16 protein-coding genes are annotated in these 18,043 nt (G+C 38.7%); 7 read left to right on the top strand and 9 right to left on the bottom strand.

Features of this window, described 5'->3' with window-relative positions:
• Positions 1-205 precede the first annotated feature (205 nt).
• Positions 206-784 (top strand): RNA polymerase sigma factor, encoded by a 579-nt coding sequence (locus ACN9MR_RS23750; protein WP_426326967.1) that lies wholly within the window; start codon positions 206-208, stop codon positions 782-784.
• The gene (locus tag ACN9MR_RS23745) at positions 777-2,081 is read left to right on the top strand and encodes a carboxypeptidase-like regulatory domain-containing protein (protein ID WP_426326966.1); all 1,305 of its coding nucleotides are present in this window, start codon (positions 777-779) and stop codon (positions 2,079-2,081) included. Before ACN9MR_RS23750 ends, ACN9MR_RS23745 begins: the two co-directional genes overlap by 8 nt.
• Before the next feature lie 313 nt (positions 2,082-2,394).
• Here ACN9MR_RS23745 and ACN9MR_RS23740 read toward each other — a convergent pair whose 3' ends face one another.
• From ACN9MR_RS23740 to miaB, 8 genes are all read right to left on the bottom strand, one after another.
• Entirely contained in the window at positions 2,395-3,405 is a 1,011-nt protein-coding gene (locus ACN9MR_RS23740; protein WP_057933200.1) for an inorganic phosphate transporter, read from the bottom strand.
• 12 nt (positions 3,406-3,417) lie between these two features.
• Positions 3,418-4,059: a DUF47 domain-containing protein gene (locus ACN9MR_RS23735; RefSeq protein ID WP_029274248.1), complete on the bottom strand. Its 642-nt coding sequence runs from the start codon at positions 4,057-4,059 to the stop codon at positions 3,418-3,420.
• Between the two features lie 246 nt (positions 4,060-4,305).
• The gene (locus tag ACN9MR_RS23730; protein ID WP_029274249.1) at positions 4,306-5,331 is read right to left on the bottom strand and encodes a sensor histidine kinase; all 1,026 of its coding nucleotides are present in this window, start codon (positions 5,329-5,331) and stop codon (positions 4,306-4,308) included.
• Positions 5,332-5,630: 299 nt separating this feature from the next.
• Positions 5,631-5,993 carry a preprotein translocase subunit SecG gene (gene secG, locus ACN9MR_RS23725; protein ID WP_426326965.1) on the bottom strand — a complete coding sequence of 121 codons (363 nt, stop codon included), beginning with the start codon at positions 5,991-5,993 and terminating at the stop codon, positions 5,631-5,633.
• Between the two features lie 14 nt (positions 5,994-6,007).
• Entirely contained in the window at positions 6,008-7,045 is a 1,038-nt protein-coding gene (locus ACN9MR_RS23720) for a hypothetical protein (RefSeq protein ID WP_426326964.1), read from the bottom strand.
• 74 nt (positions 7,046-7,119) lie between these two features.
• Positions 7,120-7,632 (bottom strand): LptE family protein, encoded by a 513-nt coding sequence (locus ACN9MR_RS23715; RefSeq protein ID WP_131030593.1) that lies wholly within the window; start codon positions 7,630-7,632, stop codon positions 7,120-7,122.
• A gap of 50 nt (positions 7,633-7,682) precedes the next feature.
• On the bottom strand, positions 7,683-8,930 hold the full coding sequence (locus ACN9MR_RS23710) for a sigma 54-interacting transcriptional regulator (protein WP_426326963.1): 1,248 nt from the start codon (positions 8,928-8,930) through the stop codon (positions 7,683-7,685).
• Between the two features lie 85 nt (positions 8,931-9,015).
• Positions 9,016-10,434, bottom strand: coding sequence for a tRNA (N6-isopentenyl adenosine(37)-C2)-methylthiotransferase MiaB (gene miaB / locus ACN9MR_RS23705; RefSeq protein WP_426326962.1), 1,419 nt, complete (start codon positions 10,432-10,434; stop codon positions 9,016-9,018).
• Between the two features lie 521 nt (positions 10,435-10,955).
• On the opposite strand from miaB, the gene ACN9MR_RS23700 reads away from it, so the two are divergent.
• The 5 genes from ACN9MR_RS23700 to ACN9MR_RS23680 all read left to right on the top strand — a co-directional run bounded on the left by ACN9MR_RS23700 (position 10,956) and on the right by ACN9MR_RS23680 (position 17,575).
• Positions 10,956-11,954 carry an IS110 family transposase gene (locus tag ACN9MR_RS23700; protein WP_426325762.1) on the top strand — a complete coding sequence of 333 codons (999 nt, stop codon included), beginning with the start codon at positions 10,956-10,958 and terminating at the stop codon, positions 11,952-11,954.
• A gap of 386 nt (positions 11,955-12,340) precedes the next feature.
• Complete coding sequence (locus tag ACN9MR_RS23695) at positions 12,341-14,128, top strand: hypothetical protein (RefSeq protein WP_426326961.1); 1,788 nt, start codon at positions 12,341-12,343, stop codon at positions 14,126-14,128.
• Between the two features lie 68 nt (positions 14,129-14,196).
• Positions 14,197-16,011 (top strand): hypothetical protein, encoded by a 1,815-nt coding sequence (locus tag ACN9MR_RS23690; RefSeq protein ID WP_426326960.1) that lies wholly within the window; start codon positions 14,197-14,199, stop codon positions 16,009-16,011.
• Positions 16,012-16,061: 50 nt separating this feature from the next.
• On the top strand, positions 16,062-16,619 hold the full coding sequence (locus tag ACN9MR_RS23685; protein ID WP_426326959.1) for a LemA family protein: 558 nt from the start codon (positions 16,062-16,064) through the stop codon (positions 16,617-16,619).
• Positions 16,619-17,575, top strand: a complete 957-nt coding sequence (locus ACN9MR_RS23680) for a DUF3137 domain-containing protein (RefSeq protein ID WP_426326958.1) — start codon at positions 16,619-16,621, stop codon at positions 17,573-17,575. The genes ACN9MR_RS23685 and ACN9MR_RS23680 overlap by 1 nt, the downstream gene beginning before the upstream one ends.
• Before the next feature lie 84 nt (positions 17,576-17,659).
• Here the strand turns inward: ACN9MR_RS23680 and ACN9MR_RS23675 are convergent, their stop codons facing one another.
• Complete coding sequence (locus ACN9MR_RS23675) at positions 17,660-18,025, bottom strand: response regulator (RefSeq protein ID WP_131030586.1); 366 nt, start codon at positions 18,023-18,025, stop codon at positions 17,660-17,662.
• Positions 18,026-18,043: the final 18 nt, after the last annotated feature.

The raw sequence follows: 18,043 nt of genomic DNA, 5'->3' as shown, positions 1-18,043 counted from the left end.
TCATGTTTAGCAAAACAACTGCCATACTTTCTTATTTGCCTTCAAAGATAAGCCTTTGCACTTGGCAACAATGTTAAACCACTTAAAAAGATAGTGAACAACGTAAAATATTTAAGACCTTCTCTTCCTAAAAAATTAGTTTATGTCTCATCACTCAGAAATATTTTTTATACTTGAAAGATAATTCGAAATAGCTACCATTTTTTTGAGGTTTATAAAAAATACAGCTGGGAACGCCCAGCAAGACGACGCCAAACTGATTGCCGAGTATAGAAATACGGGCGATTTAGACGCGTTGGGTACGCTTTACAATAAATATATGCATTTGGTATTCGGGGTTTGCTTAAACTACTTCAAAGATGAAGAGCAAAGCAAGGATGCGGTAATGCAGATTTTTGAAGAACTGGTAACGAAGCTGAAAATACATGAGGTACAGAACTTTAAAAGCTGGCTTCATGTTTTAACGCGGAACCATTGTTTAATGGCGCTACGGAAATCGGCGAAGCAAAATAATGTCTCATTAGACGATACTTTTGTGGAAAATAGCGAATTTGTGCATCTTGATATAGACAACACAAAAGAAACGCAGCTTACCATTATGGAAAAGTGTATGGAAACTTTGCCCGAAGAACAGCGAAAAAGCGTAGATTTATTTTATTTACAAGAAAAATGCTATAAAGAGGTGGCCGATATTACAGGCTACGACATGCTTAAAGTTAAGAGTTACATCCAAAATGGTAAGCGGAATCTGAAGATTTGTATAGAGAAAAACAGTAGTGAATAACGATTGGTTAGATATTGATGTTCTGGAAGATTACCTGGATGGTAAGCTTGATGCTAAGGCTATGCACTTTATAGAAAGACAGGCTTTGGAAGACCCTTTTGTTGCCGAAGCATTGGAAGGACTAAAACAATCGCCCAAACGCAAGCAAACACTTTCTATTTTACAAAAACAACTGTACGACCGTGTTTCGGAGAAACCTATAAAACGCAAGCTTTGGGGCATTACTACCCAAAGGTTAAGTATTGCAGCAACCGCAACCGTAGCATTTATTGCGGTAAGCATTTTATTCTTTATGCGCGAAACTAACCGCAGGAATGCAGAACTTGCTGCCCATAAACAGGGCGGCGTGATGGTTCAGTTAGATAGTACTACAGCAATTGCTTCAAGTCAAGCTAAACCTAAAGAAGATACGGTTACGCAAAACTCTACAAAGGCAGCTTTGATAGATAAGGCAATTACAGCCGCAAAAACAGGGGATTTAGCGAAAAACACTAAAGCAAAACTTGTATTAGAACGGACAAAGCAACAAATGGCCGAGGTAAAAGAGGCGAAAATTGTAACCGAGAGCAATCATGCTAAAGCGAAAAGCGCGGTAGGCTTTGGCAATTACAGACCAAGCCCGGTTACGATAAGTGAGACTGTAGCGGCGCCAGCGCCAGCAATAGGCTCAAGTAAAATTGCGTTTAGTGGGAACGTTGTAGACCAAAGCAATGGCCAACCTGTTCAGGGTGCTGTGGTAAAGTTAGCTGGCTCTAAAAATGTAACCGCAACAGATGCTAAAGGTTATTTCTATTTACCTGCTGATAGCAATGCAAAAGATAAAGACTTATTGATTAATGCCATTGGCTTTAAAGAATTACCCGTAGCTGGCCTGCAAGACCCTAACGCGATAAAAAGTGCCTTAAGTGGGAATAAATCGCTAAATGAAATTGCATTAATTACAGGTTCGAACGGTCATAAAAAAGAAAATATTGCTGCACCAAAAATCACATTGCGGGCAGAACAAAACCTGGATGGGAAATCAGCTGATAGCATTACGAAACCTGTTCCCGTGTCTACCATCAACTATAACCAATACTTAGAGAATAACAATAAGCTTTATAACCCTAAAGGCCCGGAGCAATTTGTGATTTTAAGTTTCAAAGTTAAAAAGAACGGGCGGCCAACAAACATTGCTGTTATAAAATCCCTTAACAAAAAAGCTGATGCGGAGGCAAAACGACTGATTCAAGAAGGCCCGGATTGGGTATTGCCTAAAAACGGAACTGATTTAGTAGAAATAAGCGTTAAGTTTTAATTTTCAGCCATTTATTACGGGCTCAGCAAAAGGTTTCACGCACCCAATATTTCCTAATAACTTTCTATTTTTTTTAAAATTCACTCGCATGTCAGTCTGGGCGTACTTGAAGAAAACCACAGAGGACATAGAGAAAAAGCACAGAGGACATGAAGTTAGGCCCAAAAGCTCGGTGTTACTCCGTGTAAAAACTCCGTGGCCTCTGTGGTAAACACCATAAACCTAAATGCTCTCTGTGGTAAAAAACTAACACCAACAAAAAAGACCAAGGCAATTAGCCTTGGTCTTTTAGGTATATTAAAGGATTTTGTTTTTATTTTAAGTAATAGATCACCGCATAAATAATGGCCGCTAATGTGGCCGAAACCGGGATAGTTAAAATCCAGGCCCAGATTAAGTTGATGGTTACACCCCAACGTACTGCAGAAACGCTTTTTACTACACCAACCCCCACAATCGAACCCGTAATGGTATGCGTTGTAGAAACCGGAATACCGAAATGCTCTGTAATACCTAAAGTTACTGCTCCAGCACCTTCAGCAGCAACACCTTCCAGTGCGGTTACTTTGGTGATTTTGGAACCCATTGTTTTAACAATTTTCCATCCCCCGCTCATTGTACCTAACGATATTGCCGAATAACAGGCAATTGGTACCCATGCAGGCATGGCTTCGAAATTAGGAATTACTTTTGAAGCGATTAAAGCTGTTGCAATGATTCCCATTACCTTTTGTGCATCATTACCCCCGTGAAAGAAACTTAATGCAGCAGACGACAGCAATTGTAGGCGTTTAAACCATTTCTCGGCAGTTGCTGGCTTAGCATAACGACAGATATTGATAATGATCAGTGTTAATACAACTGATATAACCATACCGATTATCGGTGCCAGTACAATGAAAGAAACAATTTTTATTACATAACCCATGTTTACAGCATCAAGCGGGCTAGCGCCTATAAGTAAAGCATGTGTCATACCTGCACCAGCAAAACCGCCAATTAAGGTATGTGACGAACTTGAAGGGATACCATACCACCAGGTTAAAAGGTTCCAGATAATTGCAGCAACTAAACCTGCAAGAATAACTTCTAAAGTGATATAATTTTCGATTACCGTTTTAGCAACTGTATTGGCTACTTTGTGGTCGGTAAAATAAAAGTAAGCAGCGAAATTGAACAACGCAGCCCACAAAACCGCCTGAAAAGGCGTAAGAACTTTTGTAGAAACAACTGTTGCAATCGAGTTAGCGGCATCGTGAAAGCCGTTAATGTAATCGAAAGCAATAGCCAGAATTACAACAACAACCAATAAGGTAGTTACCATGTTTGTTTTTTATTAAGCGTTTTTAACCAAGATAGTTTCAAGCACATTCGCCACATCCTCACACTTATCTGTCGCTTTTTCTATCGTTTGTAAAACCTCTTTTTGTTTAATTAATTCAATCGCATTGGTTTCGTATTCGAATAAACGGGCTACCGCTAATGTAAATACATAATCAGCCTGGTTTTCGCCACTGTTAATACGGATACAAGCATCGGCAATTACACGGATATTTTTGAAACTGCGTAATTCTTTAATTGCTTTATCAATATCAGTACACATTTCTACCAAAAGCTCGGCAATTTTAACAATCGGCTCGTTAATGGTATTCATGTTATACATCTGCATACGGTTTGCAGTACCATAAATATAATCGGCAACATCATCAACGGCAGTGGCCAATGCATGGATGTCTTCTCTATCAAATGGCGTAATAAAGTTCCTGCTCAGTTCAAGAAAAATTGAATGGGTAATATCATCACCTACATGCTCCAAGCGCTCAATTTCTTTAAAAATTGTTTTTCTGCTTTCAGCATCACCCGTGCTAACCATTTCTAAAAGGGTTTCTGCAATTTTTAATGCATTGCTACCTGCTTGTTCGAAAAGCGGATGAAACTTTTTGTCTTGAGGTGTAAAGAACTTAAAAATATTGTTCATGTTAATTTTTAATATGTTGCAAAGCTACAAGCCCAATGTTAAGTTAATGTTAATTTCTTAATTATATTAACTAATTATTAGCTTATTTAGCCAGGCGTAGCTTATTTCTATACTTTTAGGTAACTGACAATGAAATAATTAAAGAAGTTCATTGGGCCATTAGTGTATTAGTTTGCCCTGCTTCTGTGTAATTAGTGCCTTCGTAACAAAAGAATTAAGGCTTGTGTACTGCTAAAAAGATGCAAATTATCCGCCTTTTTGTAGTGTAAAAGCAAAGGTAGTACCTATGCCCGGTGTACTTCTTACCGAAATGGTTTGTTGGTGTGCCTCTAAAATGTGTTTTACAATGGCTAGGCCTAAACCCGTACCTCCAACTTCTCTCGCCCGGTGGGTATCGATGCGATAAAAGCGTTCAAATAAGCGCAACAAATGTTTTTCTTCTATACCGATGCCATTATCGGTAACTTCGATCAAAACCTGGTCGTGCAGTTCAAAAATTTTAATGGCTGTTTCGCCACCATCAATACCATACTTAATACTGTTTACCAGCAAGTTAATTAACACTTGCCTAATCTTTTCACGATCAGCCGAAACCAGTGTAATGGCAGTATATTTATCTTTAAAAAAGAGTTTAATGTTTTTTGCTTCAGCACGATCTTCGAGGTTTTCCATTACCTCTTTCGCCAATTGTACAAAATCGAATTTCTGGTAGTTAATTGGCGATTCGCCTGTTTCTAATTTTGAAATAACGTCTAAATCATTGATTAAATAACTCAGTCGCTCTACATTGTTTTCTGCTTTTTTTAGGAATAAAACAGCCTGATCCGGATCATCTACCAAACAGTCCTGTAAAGTTTCGATATAGCCCTGGATGGCAAAAAGCGGGGTTTTAAATTCATGCGAAACATTTGAAAGGAATTCTCTTCTAAACTGTTCCTGTTTTTTTAATAAATCTATTTCTTTTTTCTTTGCGCCTGCCCACTCCTTTACTTCCTGCTCAACATCATTAATCGGATCGGAGCTCACGTACTCACCAAGCGCATCTTTTAAATCTTTGCCTAATTTAAGGTTATGGATGAGTTTGTAGATGAGTTTGATTTTGGTATAAATATATTTTTCCAACAGATAATAAAAAACCAAAAAACTGCACAGAAACGATACGCCAAAAGAAATAGCCATGTAATACAGGCTATGCTGAAAATAAAAATTAACCATCCCGATGGAAAGACCAACGGCAAGAGCAGTAAATAAAACCAGCACACTCAATTTCATGCTGCAATTTAAAGCTTTTTATGTTAAATGTGTGTTAAGAGACAAAGGCTATTGATTCATTTTTTACGGAGTATTAAAAAAACAAAAGAGGTTGTATCATAAGTTGTGATTCCATTTAAACTTGTCACGTAGAGCTTCCCGATGAATCGGGACAGGTAGTCGAAACGCTTTGCGAGGAATCTAAACAGGTCCTTCAACAGGCTCAGGATGACAATTCTATATTTATGATACCGCTTCGTTAAAAAACAAAAAAGCTTTCCCTTTTGAGGAAAGCTTTATAAAATACGGATAAGTATTACTTATTTCTTTGTCGAATCTGTTTTAGCCGGAGTCGAAGCAGCAGGTTTAGTGCCGTTTAAATTTCCGCCAAGTGGAGATGGTGATGGCGTTTTATCTAAACGCTCTTGTATAGCTGAGTTTCCAACTGCAGCAGTACCACCGCTGGTTTTAGCAATTGTAGTAACAGCAAGGGTTAACACTACTATAACGGTTAACAATACCCACGATCCTTTTTCTAAAACATCGCCAGTACGCTGTACACCAAACATGTTACTGGTGCCACCGCCTGTAGCTAAACCTCCACCTTTAGGGTTTTGTACTAAAACAAATAAGCCTAAGGCCACACACGCAATAATTAATAAAATGATTAAAAAGGTTACCATGGTAATATTATATTTTAAAATTTCTTTTCTATAGATTGGATAAGGTCGGCAAAGTAACGGCTTTTTTCCGGATATTTCAAACTTAATTTTTTATAAGTATCTATGGCTTTGTGATAAAGCATTTGCTCGATATAAATTTTAGCTAAAGTCTCCGAAACAAGGTCGTAATTATCTTCTGCGCTTTTCTTTGCCTTATTTTCATTGTCTATCTGTTCTGGCTTTGGAGGCTTGATTGTTGGATCTTCTTTTAAGAACCGCTCGATAATTTCAGCTCCCTTTGCATCTTTAATTTCGGCAGAAGGATATTCTGCTAAATGATCGGCTACCTCGAAAGGAGTTTGAATGTGAAAGATATGCTCCACATATTGCTGTTGAAACTCAGCTCTTTCTTGCAATTGGTTGTTTTGTGGCTGTGGTTTTACCTTACCAGCGTTAGGGTGAGCATAAGGCTGAAAAATCTGCTCGTGCTCTTTACGGGTTTTAGCCAACCACCATAAAAACGTGTACGGAAGCTTATCGTCGTTATATTGCGAAACAAAATTCCTTTCAGGCTCATCAGGAACAACCGTTTCAATTTCTGGTGCGGCCGTAACCACATCCGTACTTAGTTTTTGTTCAAAGGCAAAAAAATCGGTAGCAGCAACACTTTCAATAAAAGAATCATCATCTGCAGGTAAGTCCATGAAATGACTATCAATACCTGGCAGGTGATTTGGCATTTCTATAGGAATTACTGGGTTTTCTGAGTGAAGATCTGGAGCTATTTCTTCAAAAACGACCTGTTTATCCTGAGTATTTTCAGCAGCTGCCTCGTTAATTTCTTCTTCTGTTGTTTCGCGGACTGAAACCATATTTAATATATGGAACAGTACATGTCCCTGGCTATAGAGCGCGGCTTTGGGCACTGCTGATGCATTAGCCTTGGCTAACAGTAAATGAATAGGTTGAGCATATGGAAATTGCGTCACCATTTCCTGCAACATGGATACATGCTCTGATCCAACCTTTCCAGGTTGCGCAAGTAAATCTGCCAGTAGCTTTTTGTTATCCATTATCGAGGTTTGCCGCTAAGTTAAAAAAATGTAGACGGGTTTTGAAAATTTTGTCTTTTAGAATCCTGCTTTATTTACCACTGCGCAAATGCACGGTTAAAAATATCTTCCGATAATTGTTTGTTAATATTTTCGATAGCTCCAGGCAATAAGGTTTGAATTGGTGCCCCACTGATTGGAAAATCGAAATATTTGGTAAAGCTTTCTTCAAAACTTTCTTTTTCGTGTTCTTTTATATTGTTTTTATACTTTACAGAAACGGTTATGGTTAATCTGTTTGCACCCGAAGTAGGTGTAGCACTATTTTGAAGCGCAACCGGCTTAATATCATAACCCGTTATTCTGCCTTCAAATGATGCATCGCCTTCACCAGTAGGAGAAATAATCAATTTGGTCTGATTACGGATCCGGGTTTTTAACGATTCGGTAATCTGATTGCTTAGCGTTGGTACCACCAATGGTGCATTATTTTCAAATACGCGGACAACCACTGTTTTTAATCCTGTTGTTGATGCTCCACTGAATTTATAAGAACAAGCGCTCAGTATTGTAGCAACAAGGATTAAAGCAAATATTTTTATTTTCATCAGTTGTATAATTATTAATCTATTGCTCATTGTTTTTAAAGGCGATGAACTTATAAATTTAATTCTTTAATTTTTCTATACAGGGTACGCTCTGAAATGCCCAATTCTTGCGCAGCAAACTTACGTTTACCCTTGTGTTTTTTTAATGCTTTTTTAATCAGATCTGATTCCTTATCCACTAACGATAAAGATTCTTCTACCTCTTCGGCCTCGTGCGCAAAATAATCAGCATTGTTATTGTTGTTGATGTTATTATTGCTTGGTGTAGGTTGCTGAATGGTAAAAGCATGCTCTTGCCCTGCAGGCAGTTCTACATCGCGGTACAGCTGATTGATATACTGTGGATTATCTGCCAAAACGGTAGCGGTATTTCCACCGTGCTGAATAATTTCGGCAACTAGTTTTTTAAGCTCAACCATATCCTTCTTCATATCGAAAAGTACCTTATACAAAATATCTCTTTCTGTAAAATCTTCTTTCGACTGCGCATTAATCGTCATCGGTAGGTTACTTCCGGCCTCGTTCGGGATATAGTTTAAAATGGCTTGTCCGGTTACATTTCGGTCTTTTTCCAATACGCAGATCTGCTCGGCAATATTTTTTAATTGACGAACATTACCCGGCCAGCTATAATTGGTTAAGATCTGAATGGCATCTGGCTCCAAATGTAATGCAGGACTACGATATTTATCGCTAAAATCGGCAGCGAATTTTCTGAATAATAAATAAATATCTTCTTTACGCTCTTGCAAAGCCGGTATGCGCAATGGAACGGTATTTAACCTGTAATATAAATCTTCGCGGAATTTTCCGTTTTTAACACGGTTATATACATCAACATTGGTTGCGGCAATAATGCGAACGTCTGTTTTCTGAACTTTAGATGAACCTACGCGTAAGTATTCGCCGCTTTCTAAAATACGCAGTAAACGTGCCTGTGTACCTAAAGGAAGTTCAGCAACCTCATCTAAAAAAATGGTTCCGCCGTTTGCTACTTCAAAATAACCTTTACGTGCCTCGTGGGCACCTGTAAAAGATCCTTTCTCGTGACCAAACAATTCAGAATCAATGGTTCCTTCGGGAATGGCGCCACAGTTTACAGCAATAAAAGCACCGTGTTTACGGGCGCTCATTTGATGGATAATCTGCGAGAACACCTCTTTACCACTACCACTTTCTCCTGTTATTAACACCGACATATCAGTTGGTGCTACCTGGCTTGCAATATCGATGGCACGGTTAAGCAGTGGCGAATTGCCAATAATACCGAACCGTTGTTTAATATTTTGTGTATCCATTTATTCTTTCTAAAGTTACGTCACTCTGAACTTGTTTCAGAGTCTTTCAATTAAGATGCTGAAACAGGTTCAGCATGACGGGATTTTATGATACTATTTTACCAATTAGCGTAGCTGATGTACATTTTTCGATAAATACATTTGCATATTCGCCCGGCTTAACGCCTTCAATTGCAGGAAAAATCGCCATTGCTCCGCTATCTCCTCTTCCGCAATAATCCAGATCAGACTTTTTAGAAGTGCCTTCAATTAAAACACGAACGGTTTTACCTACCCACTCTTGTAAGCGCATCAACGAATGTGCCTGTTGTTTAGCTAAAATCTCAGCTAAACGGCGTTTTTTTACTTCTTCAGGAATATCATCTTCCAATTTACGGGCAGCTAAAGTTCCTGGTCTTTCAGAATAAGTGAAGTTATAAGCAAAATCATACTGCACGTAATCCATCATACTCAGGGTTTCCTGATGCTCTTCTTCTGTTTCTGTACAGAAACCAGCGATGATATCGGTAGAAATTGCACAACCGGGAATAATGTTACGGATAGCATCTATACGATTAATATACCACTCGCGGGTATAAGTCCTGTTCATTAACTCCAATATGCGGGTATTGCCTGATTGAACTGGCAAGTGAATATAATTACAGATGTTATCGTATTTAGCAATAGTATGTAAAACCTCATCGGTAATATCTTTAGGATGTGAAGTAGAAAAACGTACCCTTAAATCAGGACTAACCAAAGCTGTTTGCTCCAAAAGCTGCGCAAAATTTACGGTTTCTGTTCCATCTTCTGATGTCCAGGTATACGAATCTACGTTTTGGCCTAAAAGTGTAACCTCACGGTAACCGGCTTCAAATAAACCTTTTGCTTCTTCTACAATCGAATGTGCATCGCGGCTGCGTTCGCGGCCACGGGTAAAAGGAACCACACAGAAAGAACACATATTATTACAGCCTCGGGTAATGGAAATGAAGGCGGTAATTCCGTTGCTGTTTAAACGCACCGGACTAATGTCTGCATAAGTTTCTTCACGGGATAAAAGTACGTTAACCGCTTTATGTCCGCTTTCTACCTGCTCAATTAAGTTAGGCAGATCGCGGTAAGCATCAGGGCCTACTACTACATCAACCAAACGTTCTTCTTCTAAAAATTTAGATTTTAAACGTTCTGCCATGCAGCCCAAAACGCCAACAATTAATTTCGGGTTACGGCGTTTTTCGACACCAAATTGTGATAAGCGGTTCCTAACCCTGGTTTCAGCATTTTCGCGGATAGAACAGGTATTGATGAAGATTACATCGGCCTGGTGATAATCCCCTGTTGTTTCAAACCCTGTTTCAGAAAGAATAGAAGCAACAATTTCGCTATCAGCAAAATTCATTGCACAACCATAACTTTCGATATATAATTTACGGGCATCGGCTTTAATTGGTGTATCTAAAATTAAAGCTTCACCTTGCCTTGTTTCATCGTGCGTCTTATCCTGTACTTGTAAATCAATCATTATTTAAAAACATTTTGGGGATTGCAAAAATACATAAATAAAATTAAAAGTGACAAATTGACATATTTTGTTTAAATGTTTACAGTACGATTATGATCCTTCGACCTTTCACGTCATTTAGAGACACAAAGCAATCGTAAACCATAGTGTTAAAACAACAGCGTTAAGATTAGTCCGTATATGATTTATTTATAATGAGAGATCAAAAGTTTTTGGAAATGTAGGGTTCTGTGTCAATGGCAGGCTGCAGTCCCGCCCCCGCTTCTCCCCAATTGAAAAAATTGTGGCATCCCGCTACGGTCCCTTAGGTTTGAGAAAGATTATCAAAGAATTAAATTTGACAAAGGAAACCTTAAAAGCAGAGGTGAACTATGCTGCGATCCAGACTTACGATCTAGAACCTGTAACAGACCTCTGCTTTTTAGTTGAACAAGAACCATATAGAATTTTAGTCTAGCGGACTATTAAGGGATTCAGTTTTATTCAACTTTAGGATTTCCATTTCACTTAACCGTAAAGTTATGAATTATGAACTATTTGTTGGAATAGATATTTCCAAATCAACCATCGATGTTGCTGTTGTTACACAGGCCTGTTTCGAGAAGCCCCTCCACCATGTTTTTAAGAACAGCTATGATGGCTTTGGCCTAATGCTGGAATGGCTTTCCATACATGGTATCGCGCTTAAGAAGGTTCTTTTCTGTTGCGAGCATACAGGTATTTATATCTGCCCCATAACCAACTTTATGCATGCAAATGATTTATCTATATGGGTTGAAAACGGGCTGCACATTAAGCGTTCCATTGGACTTAAACGGGGGAAATCTGATAAGGCTGACGCACAGGCAATCGCAAGCTATGCTTTTTCAAATCAGCACAAAGCCCGTCCTTACCTCCTTCCTTCGGCAACAAGCTCAAAACTCAAACACCTGCTGGCACACCGCGAACAGTTGGTAAGACACCAGACCTCTTTTAAATGCACCTGCTCAGCGCTTAAAGGATTTGATAGGGAGAACGCTGGCTATTGCATAGCCGATAGCCAGGAAATGCTTGCCCTTTACGCCGAACGGATAAAAAAGGTAGATATCGAGTTGGCAGCCTTAATAACAGAGGACCAGGAACTAAACGAACAGTTCAGCCTTGTGCAGAGCGTGCATGGGATCGGAAAGCAGACGGCTATGTTTATCCTGATCCATACTGAAGCCTTCGCTGCATTTTCAGACTACAGAAAGTTTGCGAGCTATTGTGGAATAGTCCCATTTCCACATAGCTCGGGGACGAGTATACGAGGGAGAAACCGGGTAAGCAACCTCGCCAATAAAAAACTAAAGGCGTTACTGACCATGTGTGCGCTAAACACGATAAAAAAAGATAACGAATTCAAACGATACTATGATCGAAAAAAAGCTGAGGGAAAAAACGCTATGTGTGTACTGAATGTGATAAAAAATAAGCTACTGAGCAGAGCTTTTGCTGCTGTTAAAAGAGGTACGCCATACCTCCTGGAGCCTGCTGCATAAATCTAAAGTAATGCTTCTCAGAAAAAAAACTTTTTATTTGCATAAACCATAGAATACAGGTTTAGATTACATCTGTCCTTGCTACTATGAGGGGTTTCCATACCACTGTCCTAACCCACCTAGCCCTTGGCGAAGTGGTACCCTGCAGGCAGGAGGCACGACGGCCAAAGCGTACAAGCGAAGCAAAGGAACAAACGGTGTTACTTGTCCTGCCCTTGCGCTCCAAATAAACTTAAAAGACAACATCACCTTATGTAGCGAGAAATTAACTTGCGTTACTCAGCATCTTCTTTACTAAGATTGCTCCGTCGTTCCTCCTCGCAATGACGATAAACGGAGAAAACCTTTCGCTCTTCAATCTGTTACCTATTGATAAGCCATAACAAATGACAGCTCAGCATAGAAATAAAGTTTGGATCTGGATAGGAAGCATATTCGGCATATTGATTTTAATTGTTGCATTTGGCGCCATGTTTTTAAGTGCCCGATGGAAACCTATATTAACCGAAAAAATTAAGTCTGGGGTTTATAACGGCTCCCATCACCTGTACCGGATAAATTTTAAAAGCATTAATTTAAACATAATTACAGGTAGCCTGGCACTGCGCGATGTTACACTAATACCTGATACGGCCGTTTTTGACAGCTTAAGGAAAATACAATTAGCGCCTGCCCATACTTTCGAGCTTAAATTGAAGAAACTGCAGATCAGCCGTGTTGGAATATTAACGGCCTACTTTAAAAAGCGGATAGATGTAAATGAAATCCTTTTACAAAAGCCATCTATCAATATGATTTTTAACAAAGTAACCAAGAAAACCGATAGCATAAAAGATGAAAAATCGCTTTACGAACAGATTTCGAAAACTTTTAAATCGGTACATGTTAAAAGCATTAAAATTATAGATGCGGATTTCGACTATATCAACAAAACCGCAGCAAAGAAAACCAAAAACTCGATCAAACACCTCGATATTAACATTAATGATTTCTTGTTGGATTCACTGTCGGGAAATGATACAACAAGATTTTATTATACCAAAGATGCATCTTTTCAGCTTGCGGGTTATAAATCGATAACGAAAGATAAAATGTACTCCATGAGGGTTGACACCATTAAAGGTTCTACTGCATCAAAAAAAATAACGGTTAAAGGATTTAAACTTACACCATTGTACGATGAGCTTGCTTTTGCAAGAAAATACAAGATCCAAAAAGACCGGTATAACCTCAGTTTTGATAAAATAGAATTTAACGGTGTCGATTTTATTGGTTTAAATACCGACCAGAAACTTCATGCAAAATCGTTGAGGATTGGCCCTGCAAATGTAGAAGTTTTTATGAGCCGCGAATCGCCACCTCCGCCAGGATTTGATAAAGGCCAAAACTACCCGCATATGGCCCTAAAAAGATTAAACATGCCTACCCTGATCGATACGGTAAAGCTGAGAAACATTAATGTGAAATATTCGGAATTTAATCCTGCAAGCAAAAAAACCGGATCAGTTGATTTTAAGGCCCTAACCGGAAACATTTTAAATGTAACCAACGATAGTTTGCAATTGCGCAAAAAGAACCATGCTCTGGCAGATTTAAACGCTCTTTTAATGGGTACCGGAAAGCTGAATGTAAAAATCGATTTTAACCTTACCGATAATAATGGTGCATTTACCTACAGCGGGAATCTGGGTAAATTTGATATGAAAAATTTAAACCCACTATCGAAATCGTTGGGCCTAGTTGAAATAGAGAGCGGAAATATACAACATGTTGATTTTAAGGCGAACGGAAATTTAAGATCTGCATCGGGATCGATGAATATGTTGTACACCGATTTAAAGGTGAAGTTATTATCAGACAATATTGATGGAGAGGGGACCAAGGAAAAAGGTTTTTTATCTTTTTTGGCCAATGCCATTTTAGTTAAAAATGAAAATCCACAAAAAGGTGAAGCACCAAGAACAGCAAGCATGGCCAATACCAGAATTAATTCGGCTTCCTTTTTTAACCTGATGTGGAAAACCGTTTTTGTAGGCATAAAGGATATTGTAGGTGTTGGTGTGGTACCTGAAAAGAATCCGGTAAAACAACAAAAAGTAATCGCAAAGAAAATAAGGGAACAAAAACGGGCAGACAGAAAAGCAGCGCGGAAGGCCCGGAGAGAAAAAAACTGATCTTACATTTTTCAAATATATGTTTATAACCGTATATTGCTAATAAAACCACAGCCTCTCATTTTTTAATGCCTGATACCAGAAAATACCGCTATAAAGTTTTTAAATGGATTGCGTGTACATTACTCAGTGTTTTTATTGTACTTGCAGGTATAGCCTGGTTGTTAAATGTAAAATCCCGCCCTATTTTAACCGATAGGATTAAAACACTGCTATATAAATCAACCGATAGTTTATATACCATTAGTTTTACAAAGGTTTCTACCAATGTTTTTACGGGCAATGCCACTTTACAGAACGTAAAAATAATACCTGATACCAATCGGTTTAAGCAACTCATCGCCTTAAAAAGAGCCCCAAATAATTTATATACGGTTTCTTTAAAAAAGCTGGTAGTGAGGCGCTTCCACCCATTAACCTTGTACCGAGAAAAAAAACTTCAGTTGGAAGAAATCATATTTGATAAACCTGAGGTAACAATGGTTAACCAGCAATTTGCTTTTAACGAGGGCCGTGCGCCCAGGCCCATTAAATCACCTTACGATATTATCTCTAAAAACCTGAAAGAGTTTAGCATTAAAAGCATCAGGTTTAAGGATGTAAGTTTTAAATACATCAATAAAAATGTACCCAATTCAGTACCTTTCTCTATTGACGACCTCAATATTACCTTAACCGACCTGCTGGTAGATTCTACCTCTGCTGAAGATCCTTCACGTTTTTACTTGATTAAAGATATTGTGATCAATCTGAATAACTATGTATACCATACGCCAGACAAGATGTACAATATCCAATTAGATAAACTGGATTTCAGGGCAACAACAGGTAAGTTAAGAATTAACAGTTTTGCTTTGGTACCACTGCACGATGAAATGAACTTTGGCAAGGTTGCCGGGTTTGCGAAGGAACGTTTCAACATCAAGATGAGCGACATTATGCTTAATGGGATTGATTTGCCTTTATACATTAGTAAACAAGAACTTTGGGCAAAGGAAATGGCCATTACCAATGGTTTCGTTTCGGTATTTAACCATAATGGCCTCCCCCAAAAACACCAGAAAAGTAAAATCGGAAAATTTCCCCATCAGCTTTTGCAGCTTGTTAATGCGCCTATTCTGGTCCAGAAAATCCAACTGAAGGATATAAATGTGAATTACGCGGTTTACAACAATGAGAGTAACCAAAAGGGGCAGATTGCTTTTGAGCACACCTCTGGCATTATAAAAAATGCCACCAACCTCGATAAAATTAAAGCCATAAACCCAATTATGGAGGTTAACCTAAATACTTACCTATTTGGGCAGGGAAAGCTTGATGTAAACTTTATATTTGATCTTACCGCTAAAGATGGTGCCTTTTCTTACAATGGCGTTTTACACAATTTTAATGCGCGGGTCTTAAATCAGATTACCAAACCCTTAGGCTTGGTCCGCATTAACCGCGGGAGTGTAGATAAATTGAAGTTCAATTTTAAAGCGAACGATTTAGGTGCAAAAGGGACGGTAGCGTTCTCCTACTACGACCTTTCTGTAGCGCTGATGAAAAACGATCCTGAAAAAGATCACCTGGTTACCCGTGGTTTTCTTTCTTTCTTAGCAAATGCTTTAATTATCACATCAGAAAACCCCGGTCCGGACGGGAAGTTAGTACCTGTAACCGTAAATTACAGCAGGCCGGCAAATACATCTTTCTTTAATATGATCTGGAAGAGCCTTTTTACAGGCATAAAATACAGCATCGGTATTACTGAAGAAAAGCAGAATGAAGTACGTAAGCATATTGCAAAATTTAAAGCCATGCGGGCCAATCATATGCAAAGGAAACAGAAGCGCTTAGAGCGCCGGATAAAGCGTGAACGGGAACAAAATGAAAAGCGATAACATTTTGTAACCTTTTCTTATCTTTATTCTCTAAACCTTAAACTAAAATTATGATTATTGCCCTCATTATTATCGGATTTATATTCCTTATCGGGATTTTCTTTTACAACTCGCTTATCGGGAAGAAAAACCAGGTAACCAATGCCTTCTCAGCCATTGATGTAATGCTTAAAAAGCGGTTCGATCTTATTCCAAATCTTGTTGAAGTGGTAAAACAGTATACTACTTACGAGCAGGGAACCTTGACCAAAATAGTTGAACTAAGATCTAAAGCCGGCTCACCTAACATCAGCAATGCAGAAAAAGCAGATTTAGATACACAATTGAGCAGCAGTGTGAGAGGTTTAATGGTTAACATCGAAAATTACCCTGATTTAAAAGCCAATACCAACTTTATTAACCTGCAAACCACCTGGACCGAAAGCGAAGAACAGATTGCCGCTGCCAGAAGAACCTATAATGCTTCGGTAACCGACTACAATAATTCGATTATGATGTTTCCGGGGAGTTTATTTGCCGGAATGTTAAATTTCCAAGCCATTGCCGTTTTAGAAACCGCTGCCGAGGAACGCAAAAACATTAGCGCAAAAGAGCTTTTCAATAATTAATGTCGTTCGATGTTGCAAATAATGTAGCCTTACAGCAAGTTTTGGCTACAATGGAGGTAGAGCGCAAAAGAATTGCCAGCACCCAAACCAAAGGCTATATTTTTATTGCCGCGGGCATTCTGCTCTGTGTTATAGGCTTTTTCGTAGGTTTTCCTATTCCTGGTGTAATTGGCGGCTTAATACCTCTTATTTACGGCGGTGTTTTGTTATTTAAGATCAACGATTCTTTAACAGCTTACCAAAATGCCTACAAAACCAATGTAATTGGTGCTGCCCTTAAATTTTTAGACGAAAGCTTATCGATTAATCCCTACCAGGGAATTGAAGCTTCGGAGTTTATGTACACACAGTTGTTTACCAATGAGCCTGATCGTTATAAAACAGAGGATCTGGTAACAGGACGTGCTGATAAAACCCAGTTTTACTTTGCCGAGGTACATGCTGAATATAAAACCGTAACCCAAACAAAAGATGGAACGCGAACAGAGTGGCACGACATTTTTAAAGGAATCATTTTTGCCGCTGATTTTAACAAAAAGTTTAATGGTGTAACCATTGTGAGGCCAAAAGATTTCGGGGCAGCTTTTGGCGCATGGTTTTCAAAAAATCTGTTTTCTTTTGGCAGTAATGATGTTATCCAATTGGAAAATCTAGACTTTGATAAGACTTTTGTGACTTATGGCTCCGATCAGGTCGAATCCAGATACATCCTTACACCTGCCATGATGGAGCGGATATTAAACCTCAACCATCAAACAAAATATAACATCAGTTTATCCTTTATCGAATCGAGGATGTATATCGCTTTCCCTTTGAACCGGAACTATTTCGAAGCACCTGTTTTTAAATCGTTGCTAAGTCCGGAAACGGTGAATGAAGATGTCTCCACCATAAAGTTTATGTATGATATTGTTAAGGAACTGGATCTGAATACAAGAATTTGGGGTAAGGAATAAATCCGAAGTTAAGCAAGGCAGGGGGCTAGACCTACGAAGTCTTTCCAGCACACCGGCCATCTGAAACTTCGTGAGTCTTCGGCGCTAGCTCAAATGCTTTTTCACAATTTCTTCGAGTGCAGCAATATCAAATGGTTTCGATAGGTAACTATCGGCACCAGCTTCATCGGCTAATGAAGATATATCATTATTGGCCGAAAAATAAATTACCGGAATGTGCTTTAAATCAGGGTGATTTTTTAATGCCTTAGTGGCCTGTATCCCTCCCAGATCGGGCAACCAATTATCCATAAAAATTAAATCAGGCATATACGCTGCAACCTGTTCTTCTATATTATTGGCATTTTCAGATGTTTTTATCTCATACCCGGCATCTTCCAAAATAAATGTACAGAGATCAAGGATATCCCTATTATCATCAAAAACAAATACTTTTTTTGCAACTATCATATTAACCTCCGAAAAGCA

The sequence above is a fragment of the Pedobacter sp. R-06 genome (genome assembly GCF_049913135.1).
In the GTDB taxonomy this organism is placed as follows: Bacteria; Bacteroidota; Bacteroidia; order Sphingobacteriales; family Sphingobacteriaceae; genus Pedobacter.
This window is presented reverse-complemented; position numbering and strand designations above follow the sequence as displayed.

Bases quoted from the DNA above. Each gene is read 5' to 3' on its own strand.
- ACN9MR_RS23720 (WP_426326964.1), bottom strand. From the start codon at position 7,045: ATGGATAACAAAAAGCTACTGGCAGATTTACTTGCGCAACCTGGAAAG.
- ACN9MR_RS23675 (WP_131030586.1), bottom strand. From the start codon at position 18,025: ATGATAGTTGCAAAAAAAGTATTTGTTTTTGATGATAATAGGGATATC.
- ACN9MR_RS23715 (WP_131030593.1), bottom strand. From the start codon at position 7,632: ATGAAAATAAAAATATTTGCTTTAATCCTTGTTGCTACAATACTGAGC.
- ACN9MR_RS23730 (WP_029274249.1), bottom strand. From the start codon at position 5,331: ATGAAATTGAGTGTGCTGGTTTTATTTACTGCTCTTGCCGTTGGTCTT.
- ACN9MR_RS23685 (WP_426326959.1), top strand. From the start codon at position 16,062: ATGATTATTGCCCTCATTATTATCGGATTTATATTCCTTATCGGGATT.
- ACN9MR_RS23695 (WP_426326961.1), top strand. From the start codon at position 12,341: ATGACAGCTCAGCATAGAAATAAAGTTTGGATCTGGATAGGAAGCATA.
- ACN9MR_RS23740 (WP_057933200.1), bottom strand. From the start codon at position 3,405: ATGGTAACTACCTTATTGGTTGTTGTTGTAATTCTGGCTATTGCTTTC.
- secG (WP_426326965.1), bottom strand. From the start codon at position 5,993: ATGGTAACCTTTTTAATCATTTTATTAATTATTGCGTGTGTGGCCTTA.
- ACN9MR_RS23690 (WP_426326960.1), top strand. From the start codon at position 14,197: ATGCCTGATACCAGAAAATACCGCTATAAAGTTTTTAAATGGATTGCG.
- miaB (WP_426326962.1), bottom strand. From the start codon at position 10,434: ATGATTGATTTACAAGTACAGGATAAGACGCACGATGAAACAAGGCAA.
- ACN9MR_RS23700 (WP_426325762.1), top strand. From the start codon at position 10,956: ATGAATTATGAACTATTTGTTGGAATAGATATTTCCAAATCAACCATC.
- ACN9MR_RS23735 (WP_029274248.1), bottom strand. From the start codon at position 4,059: ATGAACAATATTTTTAAGTTCTTTACACCTCAAGACAAAAAGTTTCAT.
- ACN9MR_RS23680 (WP_426326958.1), top strand. From the start codon at position 16,619: ATGTCGTTCGATGTTGCAAATAATGTAGCCTTACAGCAAGTTTTGGCT.
- ACN9MR_RS23710 (WP_426326963.1), bottom strand. From the start codon at position 8,930: ATGGATACACAAAATATTAAACAACGGTTCGGTATTATTGGCAATTCG.